The organism is Enterobacter sp. ku-bf2 (genome assembly GCF_001742765.1).
GTDB lineage: Bacteria > Pseudomonadota > Gammaproteobacteria > Enterobacterales > Enterobacteriaceae > Enterobacter > Enterobacter quasiroggenkampii.
Genome location: NZ_MDVW01000012.1, coordinates 386,138 through 407,541, shown reverse-complemented (window position 1 = coordinate 407,541; position 21,404 = coordinate 386,138). Strand labels below are relative to the sequence as shown.

Below are 21,404 nucleotides of genomic sequence, written 5' to 3'. Positions count from 1 at the left end.
AGGTCATTATGCCTGATTGTGACCGGTTTCTGGTACACTACGCGCAAAGTCAACGCAAGAATTGAGATAGTTACGCGATGAATATTGGTCTGTTCTATGGTTCCAGCACCTGCTACACCGAAATGGCGGCAGAGAAAATTCGCGACATCATTGGCCCGGAACTGGTGACGTTGCATAACCTGAAAGATGACGCGGTCGCGCTGATGGAACAGTACGATGTGCTGATCCTCGGCATCCCAACCTGGGATTTTGGTGAGATACAGGAAGACTGGGAAGCCATCTGGGATCAACTCGATTCAGTCAATCTCGACGGCAAGATTGTTGCCATGTACGGGATGGGAGATCAGCTGGGTTACGGGGAGTGGTTCCTGGACGCGCTCGGCATGCTGCACGACAAGCTGGCACCGAAAGGGGTGTCTTTCATCGGCTACTGGCCAACCGAAGGTTACGAGTTCACCAGTAAAAAGCCAATTATTGCCGACGGCGAGCTGTTTGTTGGGCTCGCGCTGGATGAAACCAACCAGTACGATCTTAGCGATGAACGCCTGCAAAACTGGTGCGAGCAGATTCTGGGCGAAATGGCAGAAAAGTTTAGCTAACGCGCATTACCCCTGCGTCGTCTGTTGCAACAGCATCCGGCGCAGGTCTCGCCACTCGGCAGCATCCATACTGTCAGCCGCCAGCCAAAGATGCTGGCAACGCCCGCCGTCCACCTTGCGTAACCGTAACATCATGCCGCAGTTGAGCATCCAGGGCATACCGAGAATATCCCACTCTTTTCCCTGCCAGCGCAGGCGGGAATCCATCAGTAGCTTGATCTCTCCCTGACGGGCATTAATGCGACGCTGACTGCGTACGCTGTCAAAAACGACAAACGAGAGTAACAGCAGCCACAGCGGCGTATAGCTCAGCGGCCACGGCATCAGTAACACAAAGGCCGCAACCAGGCCGTGGAGCAACAAAGACATCCACTGCGAGCGCCACGAGACGCGAAGATCAGATTGCCACAGGACCACGTTCCCGATTCCGTGTTTGAATTAATTGCACCATCCGTTGCAACTCGGTGTCGGCGGGTTTGCCGTGGTTCATCAGCCAGTTGAATAAATCCGGATCGTCAGACTCAAGCAGGCGAACAAACAGACGCTTATCATCGTCGCTTAAGGTGTCATACTCATATTCGAAGAAAGGCATGATGGAAATATCAAGTTCACGCATGCCGCGACGGCACGCCCAGTGAATACGGGCCTTGTTGTTAATATCCATTTTCAGTTTCCTGCATTACGTTTGGCACAGTCGGTACCCCATTCAGTGTTCTTTATTTCTCTACGGGGACACCAGCTAGTGTAACGTGTTTTTGAGCGTTTCATTACTGGAATATTGCGATCGACGAGCAGGCTTCCAGAATAATCCCTACAAAGACAGCGGATTACATTATTTTGCGTGGTATTACGCACAACCGGTTTATGGCACAAATGGCCTGTTGAAAGCGCTTGCATTGCCTGCAGGCTCTTTTACCATTAGGCATTATCAAAGCGTTAAGCAATTCAGGATATCGTTATGGCCTTTACACCATTTTCTCCTCGCCAGCCCGCCGCCTCTGCGCGTCTGCCGCTGACGCTTATTTCTCTTGATGACTGGGCGCTGGCGACGCTCACCGGTGCCGACGCCGAAAAATATCTGCAGGGCCAGGTGACCGCCGACGTCAGTCAGATGACCGAACACCAGCACCTGCTGGCCGCCCATTGCGACCCAAAAGGCAAAATGTGGAGCAACCTGCGTCTGTTCCGCCGTCAGGACGGTTTTGCCTTTATTGAGCGCCGCAGCCTGCGTGACGCCCAGCTCAAAGAGCTGAAAAAATACGCGGTCTTCTCCAAAGTCACTATCGCCCCGGACGACGAACATGTCCTGCTGGGTGTGGCAGGCTTCCAGGCGCGTGCGGCGCTGAAAAATCTGTTCAGCGAACTGCCGGATGCCGAAAAGCAGCTCGTCAGCGAAGGCGCTACCTCTATCCTGTGGTTTGAACACCCGGCAGAGCGTTTTCTGTTAGTCACCGATGCTGAAACCGCCGAGCGCGTCACCGAGGCGCTGCGCGGCGAAGCGCAGCTTAACAACAGTCAGCAGTGGCTGGCGCTGAACATCGAAGCGGGTCTGCCGATCATTGACGCCGCAAACAGCGCGCAGTTTATTCCTCAGGCAACGAACCTGCAGGCGCTGGGCGGCATCAGCTTTAAAAAAGGCTGCTACACCGGCCAGGAGATGGTCGCACGTGCGAAATTCCGCGGGGCAAACAAACGCGCGCTGTGGACGCTGGCGGGCCATGCCAGCCGCGTACCTGAAGCAGGTGAAGATTTAGAGCTGAAGATGGGTGAAAACTGGCGCCGTACCGGCACCGTATTAGCCGCCGTACAGCTGGATGATGGACGTCTTCTGGTGCAGGCCGTTATGAACAACGACATGGAAGCGGACAGCGTGTTCCGCGTGCGTGACGATGTGAACACACTGAGCATCGAGCCTCTGCCCTATTCACTGGAAGAGTGATGCTGTATCGCCCGGTGGCCCTGCGCTTACCGGGCCTACTTATCCCGTAGGTCGGGTAAGGCGAAGCCGCCACCCGACAAAAAACTACGCCTGCCCCACATACAAATAAATCGCCAAAAAGTGGCACACGCTGCCGCCCAGCACAAAGCCGTGCCAGATGGCATGGTTGTACGGAATACGCTTGCAGACGTAGAAAATGACGCCGAGCGAATACACCACGCCGCCTAAGGCCAGAAGCGTGACGCCCCCTATCGACAGTTTGATTGCCAGCTGGTACACCACGATCAGCGACAGCCAGCCCATGGTCAGATAGGTGACCAGCGACAGCACCTTAAACCGGTGCGCGATGGTGAGCTTAAACAGGATCCCGAGCAGCGCCAGGCTCCAGATAACAATCATCAGGCCGCGCGACAGCGGTGAGTTGAGCCCCACCAGCAGAAACGGCGTGTAGGTGCCTGCAATAAGAAGGTAGATAGCGCAGTGGTCAAACTTCTTGAGCCACATCTTGGCCCGCTGATGCGGGATCGCGTGATACAGCGTCGAGGCCAGAAATAGCAGGATCATGCTCCCGCCATACAGGCTGTAGCTGGTAATAGCCATTGCGCTGGCATTGGCATCGACCGCCTGCACCAGCAATAACACTAAACCGACAATCCCAAACACCAGGCCAATGCCGTGGCTGATGCTGTTGGCTATTTCCTCAGCCAGCGAATATCCCTGTGCGATTAATGGTCTACTCACCATACAAAACTCCGGGAAAACAAAAGATGATTATTCATCGCATCACTATGCTAACTGAGAATTATTCCAGTGAACACCTGTTAGCTAAAATAATTTCACTTCAGGATTTATACCTAAAAATCATAGGCATAAATGAATTTTTCACCTAACATTTGTTCACATTAAAATTTAACCATTAAGAATCAAGAGCATAAAAAAGGATCCTGCCGTCTGGCCGCATGTTATGATGGATACATGAGGTCTGAATAAGAGTTATGCCATTGTGAGTATGTTTACCCACTCCGCCATTGCCAGTCTCAATAACCTGGAGATGATGGTCTACAACTATGTCATTAAAAACCGTGACAAAGTCATGTACATGACCATCCGCGAGCTGGCGGATGCGGCGGGTGTCTCGACGACCACTATCCTGCGCTTTTGCCGCAAGCTTAACTGCGAAGGCTACTCGGAGTTTCGCGTACGCTTTAAGCTTTATCTTGAACAGAACGAGCCCCAGCAGGCGAACTTCGGCGCCAGCGAAATTATCAGCTTCTTTAAAAGCGTAAATAATGAAGAGTTCGACGCGTTATTAGATAGTGCGGTCGATATTATTTTATCGTCGGAACGCATTATATTTGTCGGCGCAGGAACGTCAGGCTCGCTGGCAAAATATGGCGCACGTTTCTTTTCTAATATCGGAAAATTCAGTAACCATATTGATGACCCTTATTTTCCGGTCACCAATGACATGGCGAAAAATGCGCTGGCGATTGTGCTCTCCGTCTCGGGTGAGACCGAGGAGATCCTGCGCTTCGCCAGCCAGTTTAGCCTGCATCACTGCAAGGTGCTCTCCATTACCAGCCACGAGCACTCGCGTCTCGCAAAACTGGCCGACTTTAATCTCTCCTGGCACGTTCCCCAGACGCGTATTGCAGGCGTCTACGATATCACCACGCAAATTCCCGTCATCTATATTCTGGAATCTCTCGGCCGTAAGCTGGCGAAGAAACTTGCAGAATAAAACATCCTGTTTTTTTGATGTAACAAATCACATTATGCCCAATTTGTTATATCGTGACATTTAATTTCGCTTTGCTAGACTCGATGCCAATAAGCCATTTATTGAGAATAGCAGCGATGAAAAAATTGACCTTACCAAAAGATTTTTTATGGGGTGGCGCGGTTGCCGCTCACCAGGTTGAAGGCGGCTGGAACAAAGGCGGCAAAGGGCCAAGCATTTGCGACGTATTAACCGGCGGCGCACACGGCGTACCGCGCGAAATCACGCAGGACGTGGTGCCGGGGAAATATTATCCCAATCATGAGGCGATTGATTTCCACGGCCATTACAAAGAAGACATTAAGCTTTTTGCCGAGATGGGCTTCAAGTGTTTCCGCACCTCGATTGCCTGGACGCGTATCTTCCCGAACGGTGACGAAACGCAGCCAAACGAAGAAGGGCTGAAGTTTTACGACGACATGTTCGATGAGTTGCTGAAATACAACATCGAACCGGTGATCACCCTCTCCCACTTCGAAATGCCGCTGCACCTGGTGAAGGAGTACGGTAGCTGGACCAACCGTAAAGTGGTCGATTTCTTTGTGCGCTTCGCGGAAGTGGTCTTCGAGCGCTACAAAAACAAGGTCAAATACTGGATGACCTTCAACGAAATCAACAACCAGCGTAACTGGCGCGCGCCGCTGTTCGGCTACTGCTGCTCGGGCGTGGTCTATACCGAACATGAAAATCCGGAAGAGACCATGTATCAGGTCCTGCACCACCAGTTTGTGGCCAGCGCCCTGGCGGTGAAAGCCGCGCGCCGCATCAACCCGGAGATGAAAGTCGGCTGCATGCTGGCGATGGTGGCGCTCTATCCGTTCTCCTGCAAACCGGAAGACGTGATGTTCGCCCAGGAATCAATGCGCGAGCGCTACGTCTTTACCGACGTCCAGCTGCGGGGTTACTACCCGTCTTACGTCCTGAATGAGTGGGAACGCCGTGGCTTCTCCATCAAAATGGAAGCGGGCGACGAGCAGATCCTGCGTGAAGGCACCTGCGACTACTTAGGCTTCAGCTACTACATGACCAACGCAGTGAAGGCGGAAGGCGGTACCGGCGATGCCATTTCCGGTTTCGAAGGCAGCGTACCGAACCCGCACGTGAAGGCCTCCGACTGGGGCTGGCAGATTGACCCGGTAGGCCTGCGCTATTCCCTGTGCGAACTGTACGAGCGTTACCAGAAACCGCTGTTTATCGTGGAAAACGGCTTCGGCGCCTACGACAAGGTAGAAGAAGACGGCAGCATTAACGATGACTATCGCATCGACTACCTGCGTGCCCACGTGGAAGAGATGATCAAGGCCGTCACCCACGATGGCGTGGATCTGATGGGCTATACGCCATGGGGCTGTATCGACTGCGTGTCGTTTACCACCGGCCAGTACAGCAAGCGCTACGGCTTTATCTACGTGAACAAGCACGACGACGGCACGGGCGACATGTCGCGTTCCCGTAAGAAGAGCTTCGAGTGGTATAAGGGCGTGATTGCCAGCAACGGCGAGAAACTTTAACGCCGTAACGCCGGGCGGCGCTACGCTTGCACCGGCCTACGATTGATCCCCTCTCCCCTTTGGGGAGAGGGTTAGGGTGAGGGGTTTACTTCCCACCCGCCAGCTCTATAAAACTCCCCGTTACGTACGACGCCTTTTCGCTCAGCAGCCAGACAATCGCCTGGGCGACCTCTTCCGGCTGGCCGCCGCGCTGCATCGGCAGTAACGATTTTACGCGATCCACTCGCCCCGGCTCTCCGCCGGAGGCATGGATATCGGTATAGATCAGACCCGGACGGACGCAGTTAACGCGAATGCCCTGCGCTGCGACCTCCAGCGATAAACCCGTTGTCAGCGAATCCACCGCCCCCTTGGACGCGGCGTAATCCACATATTCACCCGGCGCGCCCAGACGGGACGCCGCGGAAGAGACATTTACTATCGCCCCGCCCTTGCCGCCATGTTTGAAGGACATGCGTTTTACCGCTTCCCGGCAACAGAGGAAGTAGCCCGTGACGTTGGTCGCCAGGACACGGTTAATGCGCTTGGCCGAAAGATTCTCGATGGTGGATTGCTCAAACAGGATCCCCGCATTATTGACCAGCGCGGTCAGCGGCTCGCCTTCGCGATCGAGGCTGTCAAACATCGCCAGCACCTGAGCTTCATCGCTGATGTCTGCACGTACGGCAAAGGCTTGACCGCCCGCATCCACAATCTGCCTGATGACGTCCTGCGCGGCGTTAATGTTGTGATGATAGTTCACCGCCACGGTGTAGCCTTCGCGAGCCAGCTGCAGCGCGGTGGCCTTCCCTATGCCGCGGCTGGCGCCGGTGACCAGTGCAATTGCCATTATCTTCTCCCAATAAAAAAGCCGGGTGGCGGCTTCGCCTTACCCGGCCTACGTTACTACATCAGCAATGTTACTGGTATTCGCTCATCGGCACGCAGGAGCAGAACAGATTACGGTCGCCGTAGACGTCATCGAGACGCTTCACGGTCGGCCAATACTTGTTCGCCACACCTGCCGGGAAGACCGCCAGCTCGCGGGAATAACCGTGGTTCCACTCCGCCACCATCTCGTGCTGGGTGTGCGGGGCGTTAACCAGCGGGTTATCTTCCAGCGTCCACTCACCGTCCTGTACGCGGTCGATCTCCATGCGGATGGCCAGCATCGCGTCGATAAAGCGGTCCAGTTCGGCTTTACTTTCCGACTCCGTTGGCTCCACCATCAGCGTGCCCGCAACCGGGAACGACATGGTAGGCGCGTGGAAGCCGTAGTCGATCAGACGCTTGGCAATGTCCAGCTCGCTAATGCCGGTCTGCTCTTTTAGCGGACGAATATCGAGGATGCACTCGTGCGCCACGCGACCGTCGCGGCCGGTATAGAGCACCGGGAAGGCAGACTTCAGGCGCGTCGCAATATAGTTGGCGTTCAGAATGGCCACCTGGCTCGCCTGCTTCAGCCCTTCCGCGCCCATCATGCGGATATACATCCAGCTGATTGGCAGGATAGAGGCGCTACCGAACGGTGCCGCAGAAACCGCGCCCTGACGGGTCAGCATGCCTTCAATCTGAACCACGCTGTGGCCCGGCACAAACGGCGCCAGGTGCGCTTTCACGCCGATTGGGCCCATGCCCGGGCCGCCACCGCCGTGCGGAATGCAGAAGGTTTTGTGCAGGTTGAGGTGCGATACGTCCGCGCCGATAAAGCCCGGCGAGGTAATGCCCACCTGCGCGTTCATGTTTGCGCCGTCGAGGTATACCTGACCGCCGAACTGGTGCACCACGTCGCACACTTCACGGATGGTCTCTTCGTACACGCCGTGGGTGGACGGATAGGTCACCATGATGCAGGAGAGTCTGTCGCCCGCCTGCTCGGCTTTCGCGCGCAGGTCAGCCAGGTCGATGTTGCCGTTCTTATCGCACGCCACCACCACCACTTCCATGCCCGCCATCTGGGCAGAGGCCGGGTTGGTGCCGTGGGCTGAGCTTGGGATCAGGCAGATATCGCGATGGCCTTCGTTGCGGCTTTCGTGATAGTGACGGATTGCCAGCAGGCCCGCATATTCACCCTGCGCGCCGGAGTTCGGCTGCATGCAGAGCGCGTCGTAGCCGGTCAGCTTCACCAGCCAGTCGGAAAGCTGGTTGATCATCACGTGATAACCTTCCGCCTGCTCAGGCGGGCAGAACGGGTGCAGCTCGGAGAATTCAGGCCAGGTGATCGGGATCATCTCTGCCGCGGCATTCAGCTTCATGGTGCAGGATCCCAGCGGGATCATCGCCTGGTTCAGCGCCAGATCCTTGCGCTCCAGAGAGTGCATGTAACGCATCATCTCGGTTTCACTGTGGTAGCGATTAAAGACCGGGTGCGTCAGGATGGCGTCGTTACGCAGCATGCTGTCCTGAATGGAGCGGCTGTCGAGCGCAACTTCTTTGTCGAGCGCATCAATGTCCAGACCGTGCGCGTCACCCAGCAGCACGCTGAACAGGTTCAGGATATCATCGCGGGTGGTGCTTTCATCCAGCGTAATGCCGACGGCGTTGTGGATGTCGCTGCGCAGGTTGATCTTTGCCGCGTCCGCACGCGCCAGCACGGCGGCTTTGTCCGCCACGTCCACGCACAGGGTGTCGAAGTAGTGGGCATGGCGCAGCTTAAGACCTTTTTGCTGCAGGCCGCAGGCCAGGATATCGGCCAGGCGGTGAATGCGGCTGGCAATGCGTTTCAGGCCAGCCGGGCCGTGGAACACGGCGTACAGGCTGGCGATATTCGCCAGCAGCACCTGTGAGGTACAGATGTTGGAGTTCGCTTTCTCGCGGCGGATATGCTGCTCGCGGGTCTGCATCGCCATGCGCAGCGCGGTATTACCGGCAGCATCTTTGGAGACGCCGATAATACGGCCAGGCATGGAACGTTTGAATTCATCTTTCGCGCCGAAGAACGCCGCGTGCGGGCCGCCGTAGCCCATCGGTACGCCGAAGCGCTGTGCTGAGCCGAATACGATATCCGCGCCCTGTTTGCCCGGCGCCGTCAGCAGCACCAGCGCCATAAAATCGGCGGCAACGCTCACAACCACCTTGCGGGATTTCAGCTCGGCAATCAGCGCGCCGTAGTCGTGAACTTCACCGGTGGTGCCCACCTGCTGCAGCAGCACGCCAAAGACATCCTGATGATCCAGCACTTTGTCAGCGTCGTCGACAATCACGTCAAAGCCGAAGGTTTCCGCACGGGTGCGCACGACGTCCAGCGTCTGAGGATGCACGTCCGCCGCCACGAAGAAGCGGTTAGCGTTTTTCAGCTTGCTCACGCGCTTAGCCATCGCCATCGCTTCGGCGGCAGCTGTCGCTTCATCCAGCAGAGAAGCGGAGGCGATATCCATGCCGGTCAGGTCCAGCGTCACCTGCTGGAAGTTCAGCAGCGCTTCCAGACGGCCCTGGGAGACTTCTGGCTGATACGGCGTATAGGCGGTGTACCAGCCCGGGTTTTCCAGCATGTTGCGCAGGATCACCGGCGGCAACTGCACGTTGGTGTAGCCCATGCCAATGTAAGACTTATAGCGCTTGTTCAGGCCGGCGATGGCCTTCAGCTCCGCCAGCGCGGCGAATTCCGTAGTGGCTTCCCCCACCTGAGGCGGCGTGGCAAGCTGGATGTCTTTTGGCACAATCTGGCCGATCAGTGCGTTTAATGAATCCGCGCCAACTGTCTTTAGCATCTCCTGCTGTTGCTGAGCATCCGGCCCAATGTGACGTTCGATGAAGGCGCCACGGTTTTCAAGCTGGCTTAAAGTCTGTGTCATGAGCGATGGTTCCTGAAACGTGCAGTGAATCGTAGTTATCTGTAACGCTGTTGCCCGGTGGCGCTAACGCTTACCGGGCCTACGTTGATCTCCAGGCCGGATAAGCGCAGCGCCATCCGGCACAACGTTATTCGTCTTCCAGTAGTGCTTCGTATGCGGTCGCATCCAGCAGCGCGGCAACCTGGGATTCGTCGCTGGCTTTGATCTTGAAGATCCAGCCGCCTTCATAAGGCTCGCTGTTGACCAGTTCTGGCGAATCGCTCAGCGCGTCGTTGACGGCAACAATTTCACCGCTTACCGGCGCGTAGATATCGGATGCTGCTTTTACGGACTCCGCCACGGCGCAGTCGTCGCCCGCGCTCACGGTCGTGCCCACGTCAGGCAGGTCAACAAACACCATGTCGCCCAGCAGCTCTTGCGCGTGCTCGGTGATCCCTACGGTGTAAGTGCCGTCCGCCTCTTTGCGCAGCCACTCGTGTTCTTTGCTGTATTTCAGTTCTGCTGGCACATTGCTCATTGAAGTTCTCCTGATAAAAATGATTAGGCGACCGGCTTACCGGCGCGAACAAAAATCGGTTTGGTCACGTTGACCGGCATTTCGCGGTTGCGGATTTGCACCACCGCCGTTTCGCCAATCCCCGCCGGCACGCGTGCCAGTGCAATACTGTAGCCCAGCGTCGGTGAGAAGGTTCCGCTGGTGATCACGCCTTCGCGAGGATTGCCGTCAGCATCGGTAAAGCGCACCGGCAGTTCGCCGCGCAGCACGCCCTTCTCGGTCATCACCAGGCCCACCAGTTGTTCAGTGCCCTTCTCGCGCTGCATCTCCAGCGCTTCACGGCCAATAAAGTCACGGTCAGCCGGTTCCCACGCGATGGTCCAGCCCATGTTGGCGGCCAGCGGAGAGACACCTTCATCCATCTCCTGACCGTAGAGGTTCATGCCTGCTTCCAGACGCAGCGTATCGCGCGCGCCCAGACCCGCAGGCTTCACGCCCGCTTCCACCAGCGCACGCCAGAAATCAGCGGCCTTCTCGTTTGGCATCGCAATTTCGTAGCCCGCTTCACCGGTGTAGCCGGTGGTGGCAATAAACAGATCGCCCGCCTGCACGCCAAAGAACGGCTTCATGCCAGCGGTGGCGTTGCGCTGCTCGTCGTTAAACAGAGAGGCGGCTTTCGCCTGCGCGTTCGGTCCCTGCACGGCGATCAGCGACAGATCGTCACGGACGGTGATGTCGATGGCATAAGGTTCGGCGTGTTGGGTGATCCAGGAGAGGTCTTTTTCGCGGGTGGCGGAGTTTACAACGAGGCGGAAGAAATCTTCAGTGAAGTAATAGACGATAAGGTCATCAATCACGCCGCCCGAGGCATTCAGCATGCCGGTATAGAGCGCTTTACCCGGCGTCTTCAGTTTGGCGACGTCGTTTGCCAGCAGATAACGCAAAAACTCCCGGGTGCGGCTACCGCGCAGATCGACAATTGTCATATGGGACACGTCGAACATACCGGCATCGGTGCGCACCGCGTGGTGCTCATCAATCTGCGAGCCGTAGTGCAGCGGCATCATCCAGCCATGGAAGTCCACCATGCGGGCGCCGCATAACACGTGTTGTTCGTACAAAGGAGTCTGTTGAGCCATCTTGTCCTCGTTGAAAAATTCACCGTGAAACCCGGTATCGGCCCCGCGTTCGGGCACCGACGCAAACGTTCTCTTTTACCTGAACTTACCACCGAAACCGGCGGTTAACCATAAGGCAAAATGGGTCATCACATTAGCTTATGACCAAAAATCGCTAAAAAGCCTACAGAGTTATTCACTGGAAAAATGCGATTAACCCCGCACAAAATTAACAATGATCTAACAGGATTTAGCACATGGTGATATTTCGTGCGGAAAATCGGGCCGAATTTCCGTAACGAGAAAAATGCGACATTAGATTATCTAATGCGAAAAATGACGTGAAATTAGAATATTTCAAACGAGGGAATTTCCCCGGCGCAGAGGCCGGGAAAATAAAGTGTGACGGGGATCTAAGTTAGCGCAGCCAGTCAGGGAGATCGTTAAGACCCATCGCCTGACGGAGAAGTTGAGGTTTGACGCCAGGAAGCGTATCGGCCAGTTTAAGACCGATATCGCGCAGCAGTTTTTTCGCCGGATTTGCCCCGGCAAACAGCTCGCGGAAGCCCTGCATGCCCGCCAGCATCATCGCCGCACTGTGCTTGCGGCTGCGCTCGTAGCGACGCAGATAGAGATGCTGGCCGATGTCTTTTCCTTCGCGATGCAGGCGACGCAGCTCCTCGACCAGCTCCGCCGCGTCCATAAAGCCAAGGTTAACGCCCTGCCCGGCCAGCGGATGAATGGTATGTGCCGCATCCCCCACCAGCGCCAGACGGTGCGCCGCAAACTGACGCGCGTAGCGGCCGGTTAACGGGAACACTTGACGCTCGCTTTCAAGCGTGCACAGGCCAAGGCGGTTATCAAAGGCCACGCACAGCGCCTGGTTAAAGGCCTCCGGCGTCGCCTCATGCATCTGCCGGGCTTTGTCCGGCACCAGGGACCAGACAATCGAGCACAGGTGCGGATCGGCAAGCGGCAGGAACGCCAGTATGCCGTCGTTGTGGAAAATCTGGCGCGCCACGCCGCCGTGCGGCTCTTCGGTGCGGATCGTCGCGACCAGAGCGTGATGACGATAGTCCCAGAAGGTCAGCGGGATATCGGCTTTATTACGCAGCCAGGAGTTGGCACCGTCAGCACCGACCACCAGGCGCGCGGTCAGCATGTCGCCGCTCTGCAGGGTGATAAACGCCTCGTTTTCGCCCCACGCCACCTGCTGGATCTGCGCAGGCGCAATCAGCGTCACGTCGCTGCACTGCTGTGCTTTCTGCCACAGCGCGTGGTGGATCACCGCGTTTTCAACGATGTGGCCCAGATGGCTATAGCCCATGCTTTCATCATCAAAAGCAATATGACCAAAGCTGTCCTTATCCCACACCTCCATGCCGTGATAGCAACTGGCGCGGTTCGCCACAATATCTGACCAGACGCCAAGGTGCGTCAGCAGCTTTTCGCTGGCCGCATTAATGGCCGAGACGCGGAGTTCCGGCGGCGCATCCGGGGCAACGGGCTGGGGCTGTTTTTGCTCCAGTACAGCCACGCGCAGGCCGCTGCCCTGTAATCCACAGGCCAATGCCAGTCCGACCATTCCGCCGCCAACGATGGCGACATCAACATTTTGCACGGTGATAACTCCTTAACGCGCGACCCAACCCAGGGTCCGCTGCGCCAGCACGTCACGTGCCGGAATGAATAGTTCCATCGCCATCAGCCCGAGATTGCGACCCGCAACCAGCGGTGCCCAGCGATTGGCAAAAAGATGGACCAGGCCATCAGTCACACCGATGGTGGCCTCTTTATCCGCCTGACGGCGCTTCTGGTAATGACTCAGCACCGAATACGCCCCGCAGTCTTTTTGCTCGCCCCATGCCTGCGCCAGTGATTCGGCCAGGCTCATGACGTCGCGTAAGCCAAGGTTAAAGCCTTGCCCCGCGATGGGGTGCAGCGTCTGTGCAGCGTTACCGACAAGCGCCAGACGATGGGAGATGGACTGAGATGCCGTGGTCAGCGAAAGCGGATAGACCGTCCGCTTGCCGGCATGGGTAATACGCCCCAGCCGCCAGCCAAAGGCTTTCTGCAGCTCGGTACAAAAACGTTCGTCGGACCAGGCCTTCACCTCTTCAGCCTTATCCTGCGGATGGCACCAGACCAGGGAACAGCGCCCGTCCGACATCGGCAGCATCGCCAGTGGGCCATGCTGCGTAAAGCGCTCAAACGCCCTGCCGTTGTGGTCAGCTGCGGTAGCGACGTTCGCAATGACCGCCACCTGGCCGTAAGGCTGCTGGCGCCACTCCACGCCGCACTGGGTGCCGAGCGACGAGCGCGAACCGTCCGCAGCGACCAGAAGCTGGCCTTCAAGAACAGAGCCGTTTTCCAGCGTCACGCTGACCGACGCTTCACTTCGGCTCACGCTGGCCACGCGCGCGGGGCAATGCAGCGTGACGCCCGGCGCGTCATGGAGCAGGCGGAACAGACGCAATCCGACGTCGTGTAGCTCAACAACCTGACCCAGGGCATCAATCCGGTAATCCTGCGCGTCCAGCGTGACAAAGCCCGCATGGCCGCGATCGCTGACGTGAACCGTCCCGATCGCCGTGGCACGGTCGGCAATGGCCTGCCAGATCCCAATGCGCGAAAGCTGCTGGCAGGTGCCCTGCGCCAGCGCGATGGCGCGGGCATCAAACCCGGGGTGGTTGGACGCCTCTGGCGCAACGGCTTCCACCAGGTGCACCGGAAGCTGCCCCTGCGTCAAATGCGAAATGGCCAGCGCCAGCGTGGCCCCGGTCATGCCGCCGCCAACGATAATCACGCTCATGCGCGCGCCGCTGCCATCAGCGCCTCGATATCGTCAGCGTTTTTCACGACGCTGGCGGTCAGGTTTTCGTTACCGGTCTCGGTAATCACGATGTCATCTTCAATACGAATACCAATCCCGCGGTACGCTTCAGGTACGTCGGCATCCGGCGCGATATAGAGACCCGGCTCCACGGTTAACACCATGCCCGGCTCCAGCACGCGCGAACGGTCGGTGCCGTAGGCGCCAACGTCATGCACGTCCAGCCCCAGCCAGTGGCTCAGGCCGTGCATAAAGTACGGTCGATGCGCATTTTCAGCAATCAGGGTATCTACGTCCCCTTTCAGGATACCGAGCCTGACCAGACCGGTAATCATGATGCGCACCACTTCACCGGTCACTTCCTGGATGGAGGTACCCGGACGATACAGCCTGAGCGCCGTCTCAAGGGATTCGAGAACAATGTCGTAAATCGCGCGCTGTGCCGGCGAGAATTTACCGTTCACCGGGAAGGTCCGGGTGATGTCCCCCGCATAGCCCTGATATTCGCAACCGGCGTCAATCAGCACCAGATCGCCGTCGCGCAGCGCGCTTTCGTTTTCGGTGTAGTGCAGAATACAGCCGTTTTCCCCGCCGCCAACAATGGTGTTGTAGGAGGGATAGCGCGCGCCGTGGCGGTTAAATTCGTGGTGAATTTCGCCTTCCAGCTGGTATTCGAACATCCCGGGACGGCATTTCTCCATCGCGCGGGTATGCGCCAGCGCGCTGATTTCGCCCGCGCGGCGCATCACGTTCAGCTCTTCTTCAGACTTGAACAGGCGCATCTCATGCACCACCGGACGCCAGTCCGTCAGCGTGGCCGGTGCGGACAGGTTCTGCCGCGAGCCTTTTCGCAGCTTATCCAGCGCGGTGAAGACAATCTCATCGGCGTAAGCATATTCGCCCTGCGCGTGATAGAGCACGTCGAGGCCGTTAAGCAGCTGGTAGAGCTGCTGGTTGATTTCGCTAAACGCCAGCGCACGGTCGACGCCCAGCTTTTCCGGTGCGGCCTCTTGCCCTAAGCGGCGACCAAACCAGATTTCGGCCGTCAGATCGCGCACGCGGTTGAAAATCACGCTGTGGTTGTGGGTGTCATCGCTCTTAATCAACACCAGTACCGCTTCCGGCTCGTTAAAGCCGGTGAAGTACCAGAAGTCGCTGCTCTGGCGATAGGGATATTCGCTGTCGGCGCTGCGCGTCACTTCAGGCGCGGCAAAAATCAGCGCGGCGCTGCCCGGCTGCATTTTTGCCAGCAGCGCCTGACGGCGGCGCGAATACTCTTGACTCGAGATAACCATGACACCCTCCTGTGCGTTATTTTTCTTAATGTAAGGTTGGCTTGCGGACTTCCGGCGCAGTCGGCTGTGAGCGCGTAAAGTTGTCGTGGCACAGCAGTGCCGCCACGCGCACGTACTCGATGATCTCTTCGAGAGACATTTCCAGCTCTTCCTGGTCTTCGTCTTCATCGTAGCCAAGCTGGGCGATGTTGCGCAGATCGTCGATCGCTTCACCCGCTTCGCCGGTGACTTTATCCAGTTTAGGCTGCGTGACGCCCAGACCCAGCAGATAGTGATTTACCCACCCCGCCAGTGCATCGGCGCGATCGAACACGCTGACGTCGTCGCCTTCAGGCAGATAAAGCTGAAAAAGGAAGCCATCGTCTTCCAGCGAATCACTGATGGCGGCATGCATTTTACGCAGCGCTTCCGCCAGCTCGTGACCAAACGCCAGCCCTTCATTCGTGAGGTCGTGGATCAGCGGCTGCCATGAGCTGTCGCTGTTTCCGCCGCACAGCATGCCACTGATCAGACCGTGCATTTCGGCAGGGGTTAAACCGACTCCCTGCTGGTTCAGTAACTGGTTTAAATCCTTGTAACCAGGCATTTCGTTCTGTATAGACATGCGCATTCGTCATCATTGGGGGGAAGTTTCATGATATGCTACCACTTTGGACCCTGGTGATACCAGAAAAGGGCTTGTATCTTCACATCAGGGTAGCTATAGTGTCGCCCCTTCGCAGCCCCCGGGGCATCAGGCGAAGGCAGCGCAGTCAATCAGCAGGAAGGTGGCATGTCTGCACAACCCGTCGATCTCCAGATTTTTGGCCGTTCACTGCGAGTGAATTGTCCGCCTGAACAAAGGGATGCTTTGAATCAGGCTGCGGACGATTTGAATCAGCGGTTGCAAGATCTAAAAGAACGCACTAGAGTCACAAATACTGAGCAGCTGGTTTTCATCGCCGCGTTGAACATCAGCTATGAACTGACTCAGGAAAAAGCGAAGACCCGCGACTACGCGGCAAGCATGGAGCAGCGCATTAAAATGCTCCAGCAGACCATAGAACAAGCATTGCTTGATCAAGGTCGCAATCCCGAAAGACCGGGACCTAAGTTTGAATAACACTTCTCAGTTGACTATGGTAGAGTAACTGTGAAGACAAAATTTCTCTGAGATGTTCGCAAGCGGGCCAGTCCCCTGAGCCGATATTTCATACCACAAGAATGTGGCGCTCCATGGTTGGTGAGCATGCTCGGTCCGTCCGAGAAGCCTTAAAACTATGACGACACATTCACCTTGAACCAAGGGTTCAAGGGTTACAGCCTGCGGCGGCATCTCGGAGATTCCCTCTCTTTTCTTCTACCGACTACCATGACTCAATTCCCTGAAGTTTCGGCTTCACGCCAGGACATTCGTCAGCTCATTCGTCAACGCCGTCGTGCGTTAACCCCCGTTCAGCAAGCGCATTTTGCCCAGCAGGCCGCCGCCCGTATGATGGCGTATCCCCCTGTCGTGATGGCGCGCACGGTTGCCCTGTTTCTGTCTTTTGACGGCGAGCTGGACACCCAACCGCTGATAGAGCAACTCTGGCGCGCCGGGAAGAAGGTATACCTGCCGGTGCTGCACCCGTTCAGTGAAGGCAATCTGCTGTTTTTACACTATCACCCGCACAGCGAGCTGGTAGTGAATCGTCTGAAAATCACCGAACCGAAACTCGACGTGCGCGACGTGCTCCCGCTGTCACAGCTGGATGTACTGATTACGCCGCTGGTCGCGTTTGATGAGCAGGGACAGCGCCTGGGAATGGGTGGTGGTTTTTATGACCGGACGCTGCAAAACTGGCAGCAGTATGGATTGCAGCCGGTGGGCTACGCGCATGATTGCCAGGGCGTGGAGGCGTTGCCGGTAGAAAAATGGGATGTGCCGTTACCGGCGGTGGTGACGCCCAGTAAAACCTGGACCTGGTAGAATAAAGCCGGGTGGCGGCTACGCCTTACCCGGCCTACATAAATCCTCGAACATTGTAGGTCGGGTAAGCGTAAGCGCCACCCGACACACAGACCGCACGACCGTTGTAGGTCGGGTAAGGCGTAGCCGCCACCCGACACCACAGACCGCACCATCAGTACAGCAGACGCGCGCGAATCGTTCCCGGAATGGCCTTCATGCTCAGCAGCGCTTTCTCGGCCACATCGTCATCCGCTTCGATATCAATAACCACATAGCCCATCTGCGAGTTGGTCTGCAGATACTGCGCGGCAATGTTAACGCCCTGCTCGGCAAAGATCTGGTTAATCGCGGTCAGCACGCCTGGACGGTTTTCGTGGATGTGCAGCAGACGACGACCACCGTGCAGCGGCAGCGACACTTCCGGGAAGTTCACCGCAGAAAGCGTAGAACCGTTGTCGGAGTATTTACTCAGCTTACCCGCCACTTCAAGACCGATATTCTCCTGCGCTTCCTGAGTTGAACCGCCGATGTGTGGCGTCAGGATCACGTTGTCGAACTCACACAGCGGAGAGGTAAACGGATCGCTGTTGGTCGCAGGCTCCGTCGGGAAAACGTCGATGGCGGCGCCCGCCAGGTGCTTACGCTTCAGCGCATCGCACAGCGCAGGGATATCGACAACCGTGCCACGCGCGGCGTTAATCAGCAGTGAGCCCGGCTTCATCAGCGCCAGCTCTTCTGCACCCATCATGTTTTTGGTGGACGCATTTTCCGGCACGTGCAGACTCACCACGTCACTCATGTTCAGCAGGTCAGACAGGTGTTGAACCTGGGTGGCATTGCCCAGCGGCAGCTTGCTTTCGATATCGTAAAAATAGACATGCATACCAAGAGATTCCGCCAGAATCCCCAGCTGGGTACCGATGTGGCCATAGCCGATGATACCCAGTTTTTTTCCACGGGCTTCGTAGGAGCCCGCCGCCAGTTTGTTCCAGACGCCGCGGTGTGCTTTGGCGTTAGCCTCCGGAATGCCGCGCAGAAGCAGCAGCAGTTCGCCAATCACCAGCTCCGCCACGGAACGGGTGTTGGAGAACGGGGCGTTAAAGACAGGAATACCGCGTTTCGCGGCAGCATTCAGGTCAACCTGGTTGGTACCGATGCAGAAGCAGCCGATAGCCACCAGCTTTTCCGCCGCGGCAATCACATCTTCAGTCAGGTGAGTACGGGATCGCAGGCCAATGAAGTGGGCATCACGGATGGACGCTTTCAGCTCTTCGGTATCGAGCGCGCCTTTGTGAAATTCGATGTTGGTGTAACCTGCCGCACGAAGGCTATCGATTGCTTTTTGATGCACGCCCTCGACCAGCAGGAATTTAATCTTGTCTTTCTCCAGTGATACCTTTGCCATTTACCCGACCCTGTTTTTGTCTGAACTGATGTTGTGCTGGATATAAATCCGCTGTAGCCAACATATCAAAAAAAACTATTGCAGCAATATGAACGTTTGCGTCGGCACGCTGAAGGAAAGTCATACAGCGCAAAATGGCAGAGGAAAATGCTATGGAAATTTACAAACGCGGAAGGATCGGCAAAAGAGGCATAAAAACGTGACACAAGTCACCGAATTTAGCGTATCAAAAATTTTTTAGCGGGGGGAGGACTCCCCCCGTCAGATCATTTTACGATGGTTTTCACACCGTCAGCGGTACCGATCAGCGCCACATCCGCGCCACGGTTGGCGAATAGCCCTACGGTCACGACGCCAGGAATGGCGTTGATGGCATTTTCCAGCGCAATCGCATCGAGAATTTCCAGACCGTGAACGTCGAGGATCACATTACCGTTGTCGGTCACTACGCCCTGACGATATTCCGGGCGACCACCCAGCTTCACCAGCTGACGGGCAACCGCGCTGCGCGCCATCGGGATCACTTCAACCGGCAGCGGGAAATTCCCCAGAATGTCCACCTGCTTGGACGCGTCCGCGATGCAGATAAACTTGTCCGCAACGGAGGCGATGATTTTTTCACGCGTCAGCGCCGCGCCGCCGCCTTTGATCATCTGCATGTGGCCGTTGATTTCATCCGCACCATCAACGTAAATCCCCAGACGATCCACTTCGTTGAGATCGAAAACGGTAATGCCGAGGCTTTTCAGCTTTTCCGTGGAAGCATCAGAGCTGGAAACCGCGCCCTCGATCTGCCCCTTCATCGTGCCCAGCGCATCGATAAAGTGTGCCGCGGTTGATCCCGTACCGACACCGACAATGGTACCCGGCTGTACGTACTGGAGAGCGGCCCATCCTACTGCTTTTTTCAGTTCATCCTGCGTCATGATCGTTTTGCCTGTGGTGTGAAAACTCAGGGCGCATTATAGAACACGTCGAATGGAATTCGTCTGCCACAAAGGGAAAATTGTGTCATAGTGCAGAATAAGCAAAATTAAGGAGCCAGCCAGAGCAATGAAACGTCCGGACTACAGAACACTACAGGCACTTGATGCAGTTATTCGTGAACGAGGTTTTGAGCGCGCGGCGCAAAAGCTTTGCATCACGCAGTCCGCCGTCTCTCAGCGTATCAAACAGCTTGAAAATATGTTCGGCCAGCCGCTGCTGGTGCGTACCGTGCCGCCACGTCCAACCGAGCAAGGACAAAAGCTCCTCGCCCTGCTGCGCCAGGTTGAACTGCTGGAAGACGAGTGGCTGGGTGACGAGCAAACGGGCTCTACGCCGCTGCTGCTCTCTCTGGCGGTCAACGCCGACAGTCTGGCAACCTGGCTGCTGCCGGCCCTTGCGCCGGTCCTCGCGGACTCCCCTATCCGCCTGAATTTGCAGGTTGAAGACGAAACCCGCACCCAGGAGCGCCTGCGTCGTGGTGAGGTGGTTGGGGCGGTCAGTATTCAGCCTCAGGCGCTGCCAAGCTGTCTTGTCGATCAGTTAGGCGCCCTGGACTACCTGTTTGTGGGTTCAAAAGCCTTTGCCGAGCGCTACTTCCCGAACGGCGTCACCCGCGCTGCGCTGCTGAAAGCCCCTGCCGTGGCCTTCGACCATCTGGACGATATGCATCAGGCGTTCCTGCAGCAAAACTTCGATCTGCCGCCGGGCAGCGTGCCGTGCCATATCGTTAACTCGTCTGAAGCCTTCGTGCAGCTTGCGCGCCAGGGCACCACCTGCTGCATGATCCCGCATCTGCAGATTGAGAAAGAGTTGAAAAGCGGTGAGCTGATTGACCTGACGCCAGGGCTGTATCAGCGCCGGATGCTCTACTGGCACCGTTTTGCGCCGGAAAGCCGGATGATGCGCAACGTCACCGACGCGCTGCTGGCGTACGGGCATAAAGTATTGAGACAAGATTAAAAAGAAAAGCCGGGTGGCGGCTACGCCTTACCCGGCCTACAGATTACTGAGCCGGTTTCGGCTGTGCTGCAACGGGTTCCAGCTGGAACACCACATCCACCTGATCGTCGAACTGAATGGTTGGCTGCTCGTAAGTTTCCTGAGCGGACACTGGGGCGGCATCAGCCTTCATCATACGAACCATCGGGCTTGGTTGGTAGTTAGAGACGTGGTAACGCACGCTGTAAACCGGACCGAGCTTGCTCTTAAAGCCAGAAGCCAGCTGTTCCGCCTGGTGAATGGCATCATCAATCGCCGCTTTACGCGCTTCGTCTTTGTATTTCTCCGGTTGCGCAACGCCCAGCGACACGGAACGGATCTCGTTCAGGCCCGCCTTCAGCGCACCGTCCAGCAGCGAGTTAAGCTTATCCAGCTGACGCACGGTCACTTCAACGGTACGCACGGCACGGTAGCCTTTCAGGATGCTTTTGCCATTCTGGTAGTCGTAATCGGGTTGAGTACGCAGGTTCGCAGAGTTGATATCTTTTTTACCGACACCGTTCTGCTCGAGGAAAGAGAGGTATTGCGCAACGCGATCGTCAGCCTGCTTCTTGGCCGTCGCCGCATCTTTCGCCGCCACATTCACCTCAATTGCCAGGGTTGCAACATCGGGTACCGCGTCCACGCTTGCGGTGCCTGACGTGACGATGTGCGGGCCATCCGGCAATTCGCTTGCCTGCACCGACACCGCACCGAAACTTACTAATGCCGCCAGGGCCATCACTTTAAACTTCACTGT

21 protein-coding genes and 1 other RNA gene are annotated in these 21,404 nt (G+C 56.8%); 8 read left to right on the top strand and 14 right to left on the bottom strand.

Annotated features, from left to right (window positions below; translation table 11 throughout):
• Window positions 1-77 precede the first annotated feature (77 nt).
• Entirely contained in the window at window positions 78-599 is a 522-nt protein-coding gene (gene fldB / locus BFG58_RS14300) for a flavodoxin FldB (protein ID WP_045909912.1), read from the top strand.
• Window positions 600-605: 6 nt separating this feature from the next.
• On the opposite strand, the gene BFG58_RS14295 is transcribed toward fldB, so the two are convergent.
• Together BFG58_RS14295 and sdhE are read right to left on the bottom strand one after the other, a co-directional pair.
• Window positions 606-1,016: a protein YgfX gene (locus BFG58_RS14295; protein ID WP_021242050.1), complete on the bottom strand. Its 411-nt coding sequence runs from the start codon at window positions 1,014-1,016 to the stop codon at window positions 606-608.
• Entirely contained in the window at window positions 997-1,263 is a 267-nt protein-coding gene (sdhE, locus tag BFG58_RS14290) for an FAD assembly factor SdhE (protein ID WP_006178375.1), read from the bottom strand. The genes BFG58_RS14295 and sdhE overlap by 20 nt, the downstream gene beginning before the upstream one ends.
• A gap of 294 nt (window positions 1,264-1,557) precedes the next feature.
• Here sdhE and ygfZ point away from each other — a divergent pair, with 294 nt between their 5' ends.
• Window positions 1,558-2,538, top strand: coding sequence for a tRNA-modifying protein YgfZ (gene ygfZ / locus BFG58_RS14285; RefSeq protein ID WP_045909913.1), 981 nt, complete (start codon window positions 1,558-1,560; stop codon window positions 2,536-2,538).
• Between the two features lie 84 nt (window positions 2,539-2,622).
• Here ygfZ and BFG58_RS14280 read toward each other — a convergent pair whose 3' ends face one another.
• Window positions 2,623-3,282 (bottom strand): hemolysin III family protein, encoded by a 660-nt coding sequence (locus BFG58_RS14280; RefSeq protein WP_045335239.1) that lies wholly within the window; start codon window positions 3,280-3,282, stop codon window positions 2,623-2,625.
• 265 nt (window positions 3,283-3,547) lie between these two features.
• On the opposite strand from BFG58_RS14280, the gene BFG58_RS14270 reads away from it, so the two are divergent.
• Entirely contained in the window at window positions 3,548-4,279 is a 732-nt protein-coding gene (locus BFG58_RS14270) for a MurR/RpiR family transcriptional regulator (RefSeq protein WP_021242053.1), read from the top strand.
• A gap of 116 nt (window positions 4,280-4,395) precedes the next feature.
• A complete protein-coding gene (bglA, locus tag BFG58_RS14265) occupies window positions 4,396-5,829 on the top strand; it encodes a 6-phospho-beta-glucosidase BglA (RefSeq protein ID WP_069719992.1) in 1,434 nt (477 codons plus the stop codon).
• Window positions 5,830-5,914: 85 nt separating this feature from the next.
• Here the strand turns inward: bglA and BFG58_RS14260 are convergent, their stop codons facing one another.
• The 8 genes from BFG58_RS14260 to BFG58_RS14225 form a co-directional block, all read right to left on the bottom strand.
• Window positions 5,915-6,658 (bottom strand): SDR family oxidoreductase, encoded by a 744-nt coding sequence (locus BFG58_RS14260; protein WP_069719991.1) that lies wholly within the window; start codon window positions 6,656-6,658, stop codon window positions 5,915-5,917.
• A 70-nt stretch (window positions 6,659-6,728) separates the two neighbouring features.
• Window positions 6,729-9,602 carry an aminomethyl-transferring glycine dehydrogenase gene (gene gcvP, locus BFG58_RS14255; RefSeq protein WP_048029111.1) on the bottom strand — a complete coding sequence of 958 codons (2,874 nt, stop codon included), beginning with the start codon at window positions 9,600-9,602 and terminating at the stop codon, window positions 6,729-6,731.
• Window positions 9,603-9,729: 127 nt separating this feature from the next.
• Window positions 9,730-10,119 carry a glycine cleavage system protein GcvH gene (gene gcvH / locus BFG58_RS14250; RefSeq protein WP_008499718.1) on the bottom strand — a complete coding sequence of 130 codons (390 nt, stop codon included), beginning with the start codon at window positions 10,117-10,119 and terminating at the stop codon, window positions 9,730-9,732.
• A gap of 23 nt (window positions 10,120-10,142) precedes the next feature.
• Complete coding sequence (gene gcvT / locus BFG58_RS14245) at window positions 10,143-11,237, bottom strand: glycine cleavage system aminomethyltransferase GcvT (protein WP_045910150.1); 1,095 nt, start codon at window positions 11,235-11,237, stop codon at window positions 10,143-10,145.
• Between the two features lie 397 nt (window positions 11,238-11,634).
• Window positions 11,635-12,837, bottom strand: coding sequence for an FAD-dependent 2-octaprenylphenol hydroxylase (gene ubiI, locus BFG58_RS14240; RefSeq protein ID WP_048029109.1), 1,203 nt, complete (start codon window positions 12,835-12,837; stop codon window positions 11,635-11,637).
• A 12-nt stretch (window positions 12,838-12,849) separates the two neighbouring features.
• Window positions 12,850-14,028 carry a 2-octaprenyl-6-methoxyphenyl hydroxylase gene (gene ubiH, locus BFG58_RS14235; protein WP_069719990.1) on the bottom strand — a complete coding sequence of 393 codons (1,179 nt, stop codon included), beginning with the start codon at window positions 14,026-14,028 and terminating at the stop codon, window positions 12,850-12,852.
• Window positions 14,025-15,338 (bottom strand): Xaa-Pro aminopeptidase, encoded by a 1,314-nt coding sequence (pepP, locus tag BFG58_RS14230; RefSeq protein ID WP_086374948.1) that lies wholly within the window; start codon window positions 15,336-15,338, stop codon window positions 14,025-14,027. Before pepP ends, ubiH begins: the two co-directional genes overlap by 4 nt.
• Window positions 15,339-15,369: 31 nt before the next feature.
• Window positions 15,370-15,948: a YecA family protein gene (locus BFG58_RS14225; RefSeq protein WP_024906571.1), complete on the bottom strand. Its 579-nt coding sequence runs from the start codon at window positions 15,946-15,948 to the stop codon at window positions 15,370-15,372.
• Window positions 15,949-16,116: 168 nt separating this feature from the next.
• Here BFG58_RS14225 and zapA point away from each other — a divergent pair, with 168 nt between their 5' ends.
• The 3 genes from zapA to BFG58_RS14210 all read left to right on the top strand — a co-directional run bounded on the left by zapA (window position 16,117) and on the right by BFG58_RS14210 (window position 17,292).
• Window positions 16,117-16,446, top strand: a complete 330-nt coding sequence (zapA, locus tag BFG58_RS14220) for a cell division protein ZapA (protein ID WP_006811891.1) — start codon at window positions 16,117-16,119, stop codon at window positions 16,444-16,446.
• Between the two features lie 41 nt (window positions 16,447-16,487).
• A non-coding RNA gene (ssrS, locus tag BFG58_RS14215) (6S RNA) lies at window positions 16,488-16,671 on the top strand.
• A 24-nt stretch (window positions 16,672-16,695) separates the two neighbouring features.
• Complete coding sequence (locus BFG58_RS14210) at window positions 16,696-17,292, top strand: 5-formyltetrahydrofolate cyclo-ligase (RefSeq protein WP_063622407.1); 597 nt, start codon at window positions 16,696-16,698, stop codon at window positions 17,290-17,292.
• Window positions 17,293-17,446: 154 nt separating this feature from the next.
• Here BFG58_RS14210 and serA read toward each other — a convergent pair whose 3' ends face one another.
• The gene (serA, locus tag BFG58_RS14205) at window positions 17,447-18,679 is read right to left on the bottom strand and encodes a phosphoglycerate dehydrogenase (RefSeq protein WP_021242062.1); all 1,233 of its coding nucleotides are present in this window, start codon (window positions 18,677-18,679) and stop codon (window positions 17,447-17,449) included.
• A gap of 266 nt (window positions 18,680-18,945) precedes the next feature.
• Window positions 18,946-19,605, bottom strand: a complete 660-nt coding sequence (rpiA, locus tag BFG58_RS14200) for a ribose-5-phosphate isomerase RpiA (RefSeq protein WP_014885151.1) — start codon at window positions 19,603-19,605, stop codon at window positions 18,946-18,948.
• A 127-nt stretch (window positions 19,606-19,732) separates the two neighbouring features.
• On the opposite strand from rpiA, the gene argP reads away from it, so the two are divergent.
• Window positions 19,733-20,626: a DNA-binding transcriptional regulator ArgP gene (gene argP / locus BFG58_RS14195; protein ID WP_008499727.1), complete on the top strand. Its 894-nt coding sequence runs from the start codon at window positions 19,733-19,735 to the stop codon at window positions 20,624-20,626.
• Window positions 20,627-20,669: 43 nt separating this feature from the next.
• Here the strand turns inward: argP and BFG58_RS14190 are convergent, their stop codons facing one another.
• Complete coding sequence (locus tag BFG58_RS14190) at window positions 20,670-21,401, bottom strand: oxidative stress defense protein (protein ID WP_008499728.1); 732 nt, start codon at window positions 21,399-21,401, stop codon at window positions 20,670-20,672.
• Between the last annotated feature and the right edge of the window lie 3 nt (window positions 21,402-21,404).

Coding starts and splice junctions, on each gene's coding strand:
- fldB (WP_045909912.1), top strand. CDS start 78: ATGAATATTGGTCTGTTCTATGGTTCCAGCACCTGCTACACCGAAATG.
- sdhE (WP_006178375.1), bottom strand. CDS start 1,263: ATGGATATTAACAACAAGGCCCGTATTCACTGGGCGTGCCGTCGCGGC.
- ygfZ (WP_045909913.1), top strand. CDS start 1,558: ATGGCCTTTACACCATTTTCTCCTCGCCAGCCCGCCGCCTCTGCGCGT.
- BFG58_RS14280 (WP_045335239.1), bottom strand. CDS start 3,282: ATGGTGAGTAGACCATTAATCGCACAGGGATATTCGCTGGCTGAGGAA.
- BFG58_RS14270 (WP_021242053.1), top strand. CDS start 3,548: ATGTTTACCCACTCCGCCATTGCCAGTCTCAATAACCTGGAGATGATG.
- bglA (WP_069719992.1), top strand. CDS start 4,396: ATGAAAAAATTGACCTTACCAAAAGATTTTTTATGGGGTGGCGCGGTT.
- BFG58_RS14260 (WP_069719991.1), bottom strand. CDS start 6,658: ATGGCAATTGCACTGGTCACCGGCGCCAGCCGCGGCATAGGGAAGGCC.
- gcvP (WP_048029111.1), bottom strand. CDS start 9,602: ATGACACAGACTTTAAGCCAGCTTGAAAACCGTGGCGCCTTCATCGAA.
- gcvH (WP_008499718.1), bottom strand. CDS start 10,119: ATGAGCAATGTGCCAGCAGAACTGAAATACAGCAAAGAACACGAGTGG.
- gcvT (WP_045910150.1), bottom strand. CDS start 11,237: ATGGCTCAACAGACTCCTTTGTACGAACAACACGTGTTATGCGGCGCC.
- ubiH (WP_069719990.1), bottom strand. CDS start 14,028: ATGAGCGTGATTATCGTTGGCGGCGGCATGACCGGGGCCACGCTGGCG.
- BFG58_RS14225 (WP_024906571.1), bottom strand. CDS start 15,948: ATGTCTATACAGAACGAAATGCCTGGTTACAAGGATTTAAACCAGTTA.
- zapA (WP_006811891.1), top strand. CDS start 16,117: ATGTCTGCACAACCCGTCGATCTCCAGATTTTTGGCCGTTCACTGCGA.
- BFG58_RS14210 (WP_063622407.1), top strand. CDS start 16,696: ATGACTCAATTCCCTGAAGTTTCGGCTTCACGCCAGGACATTCGTCAG.
- serA (WP_021242062.1), bottom strand. CDS start 18,679: ATGGCAAAGGTATCACTGGAGAAAGACAAGATTAAATTCCTGCTGGTC.
- rpiA (WP_014885151.1), bottom strand. CDS start 19,605: ATGACGCAGGATGAACTGAAAAAAGCAGTAGGATGGGCCGCTCTCCAG.
- argP (WP_008499727.1), top strand. CDS start 19,733: ATGAAACGTCCGGACTACAGAACACTACAGGCACTTGATGCAGTTATT.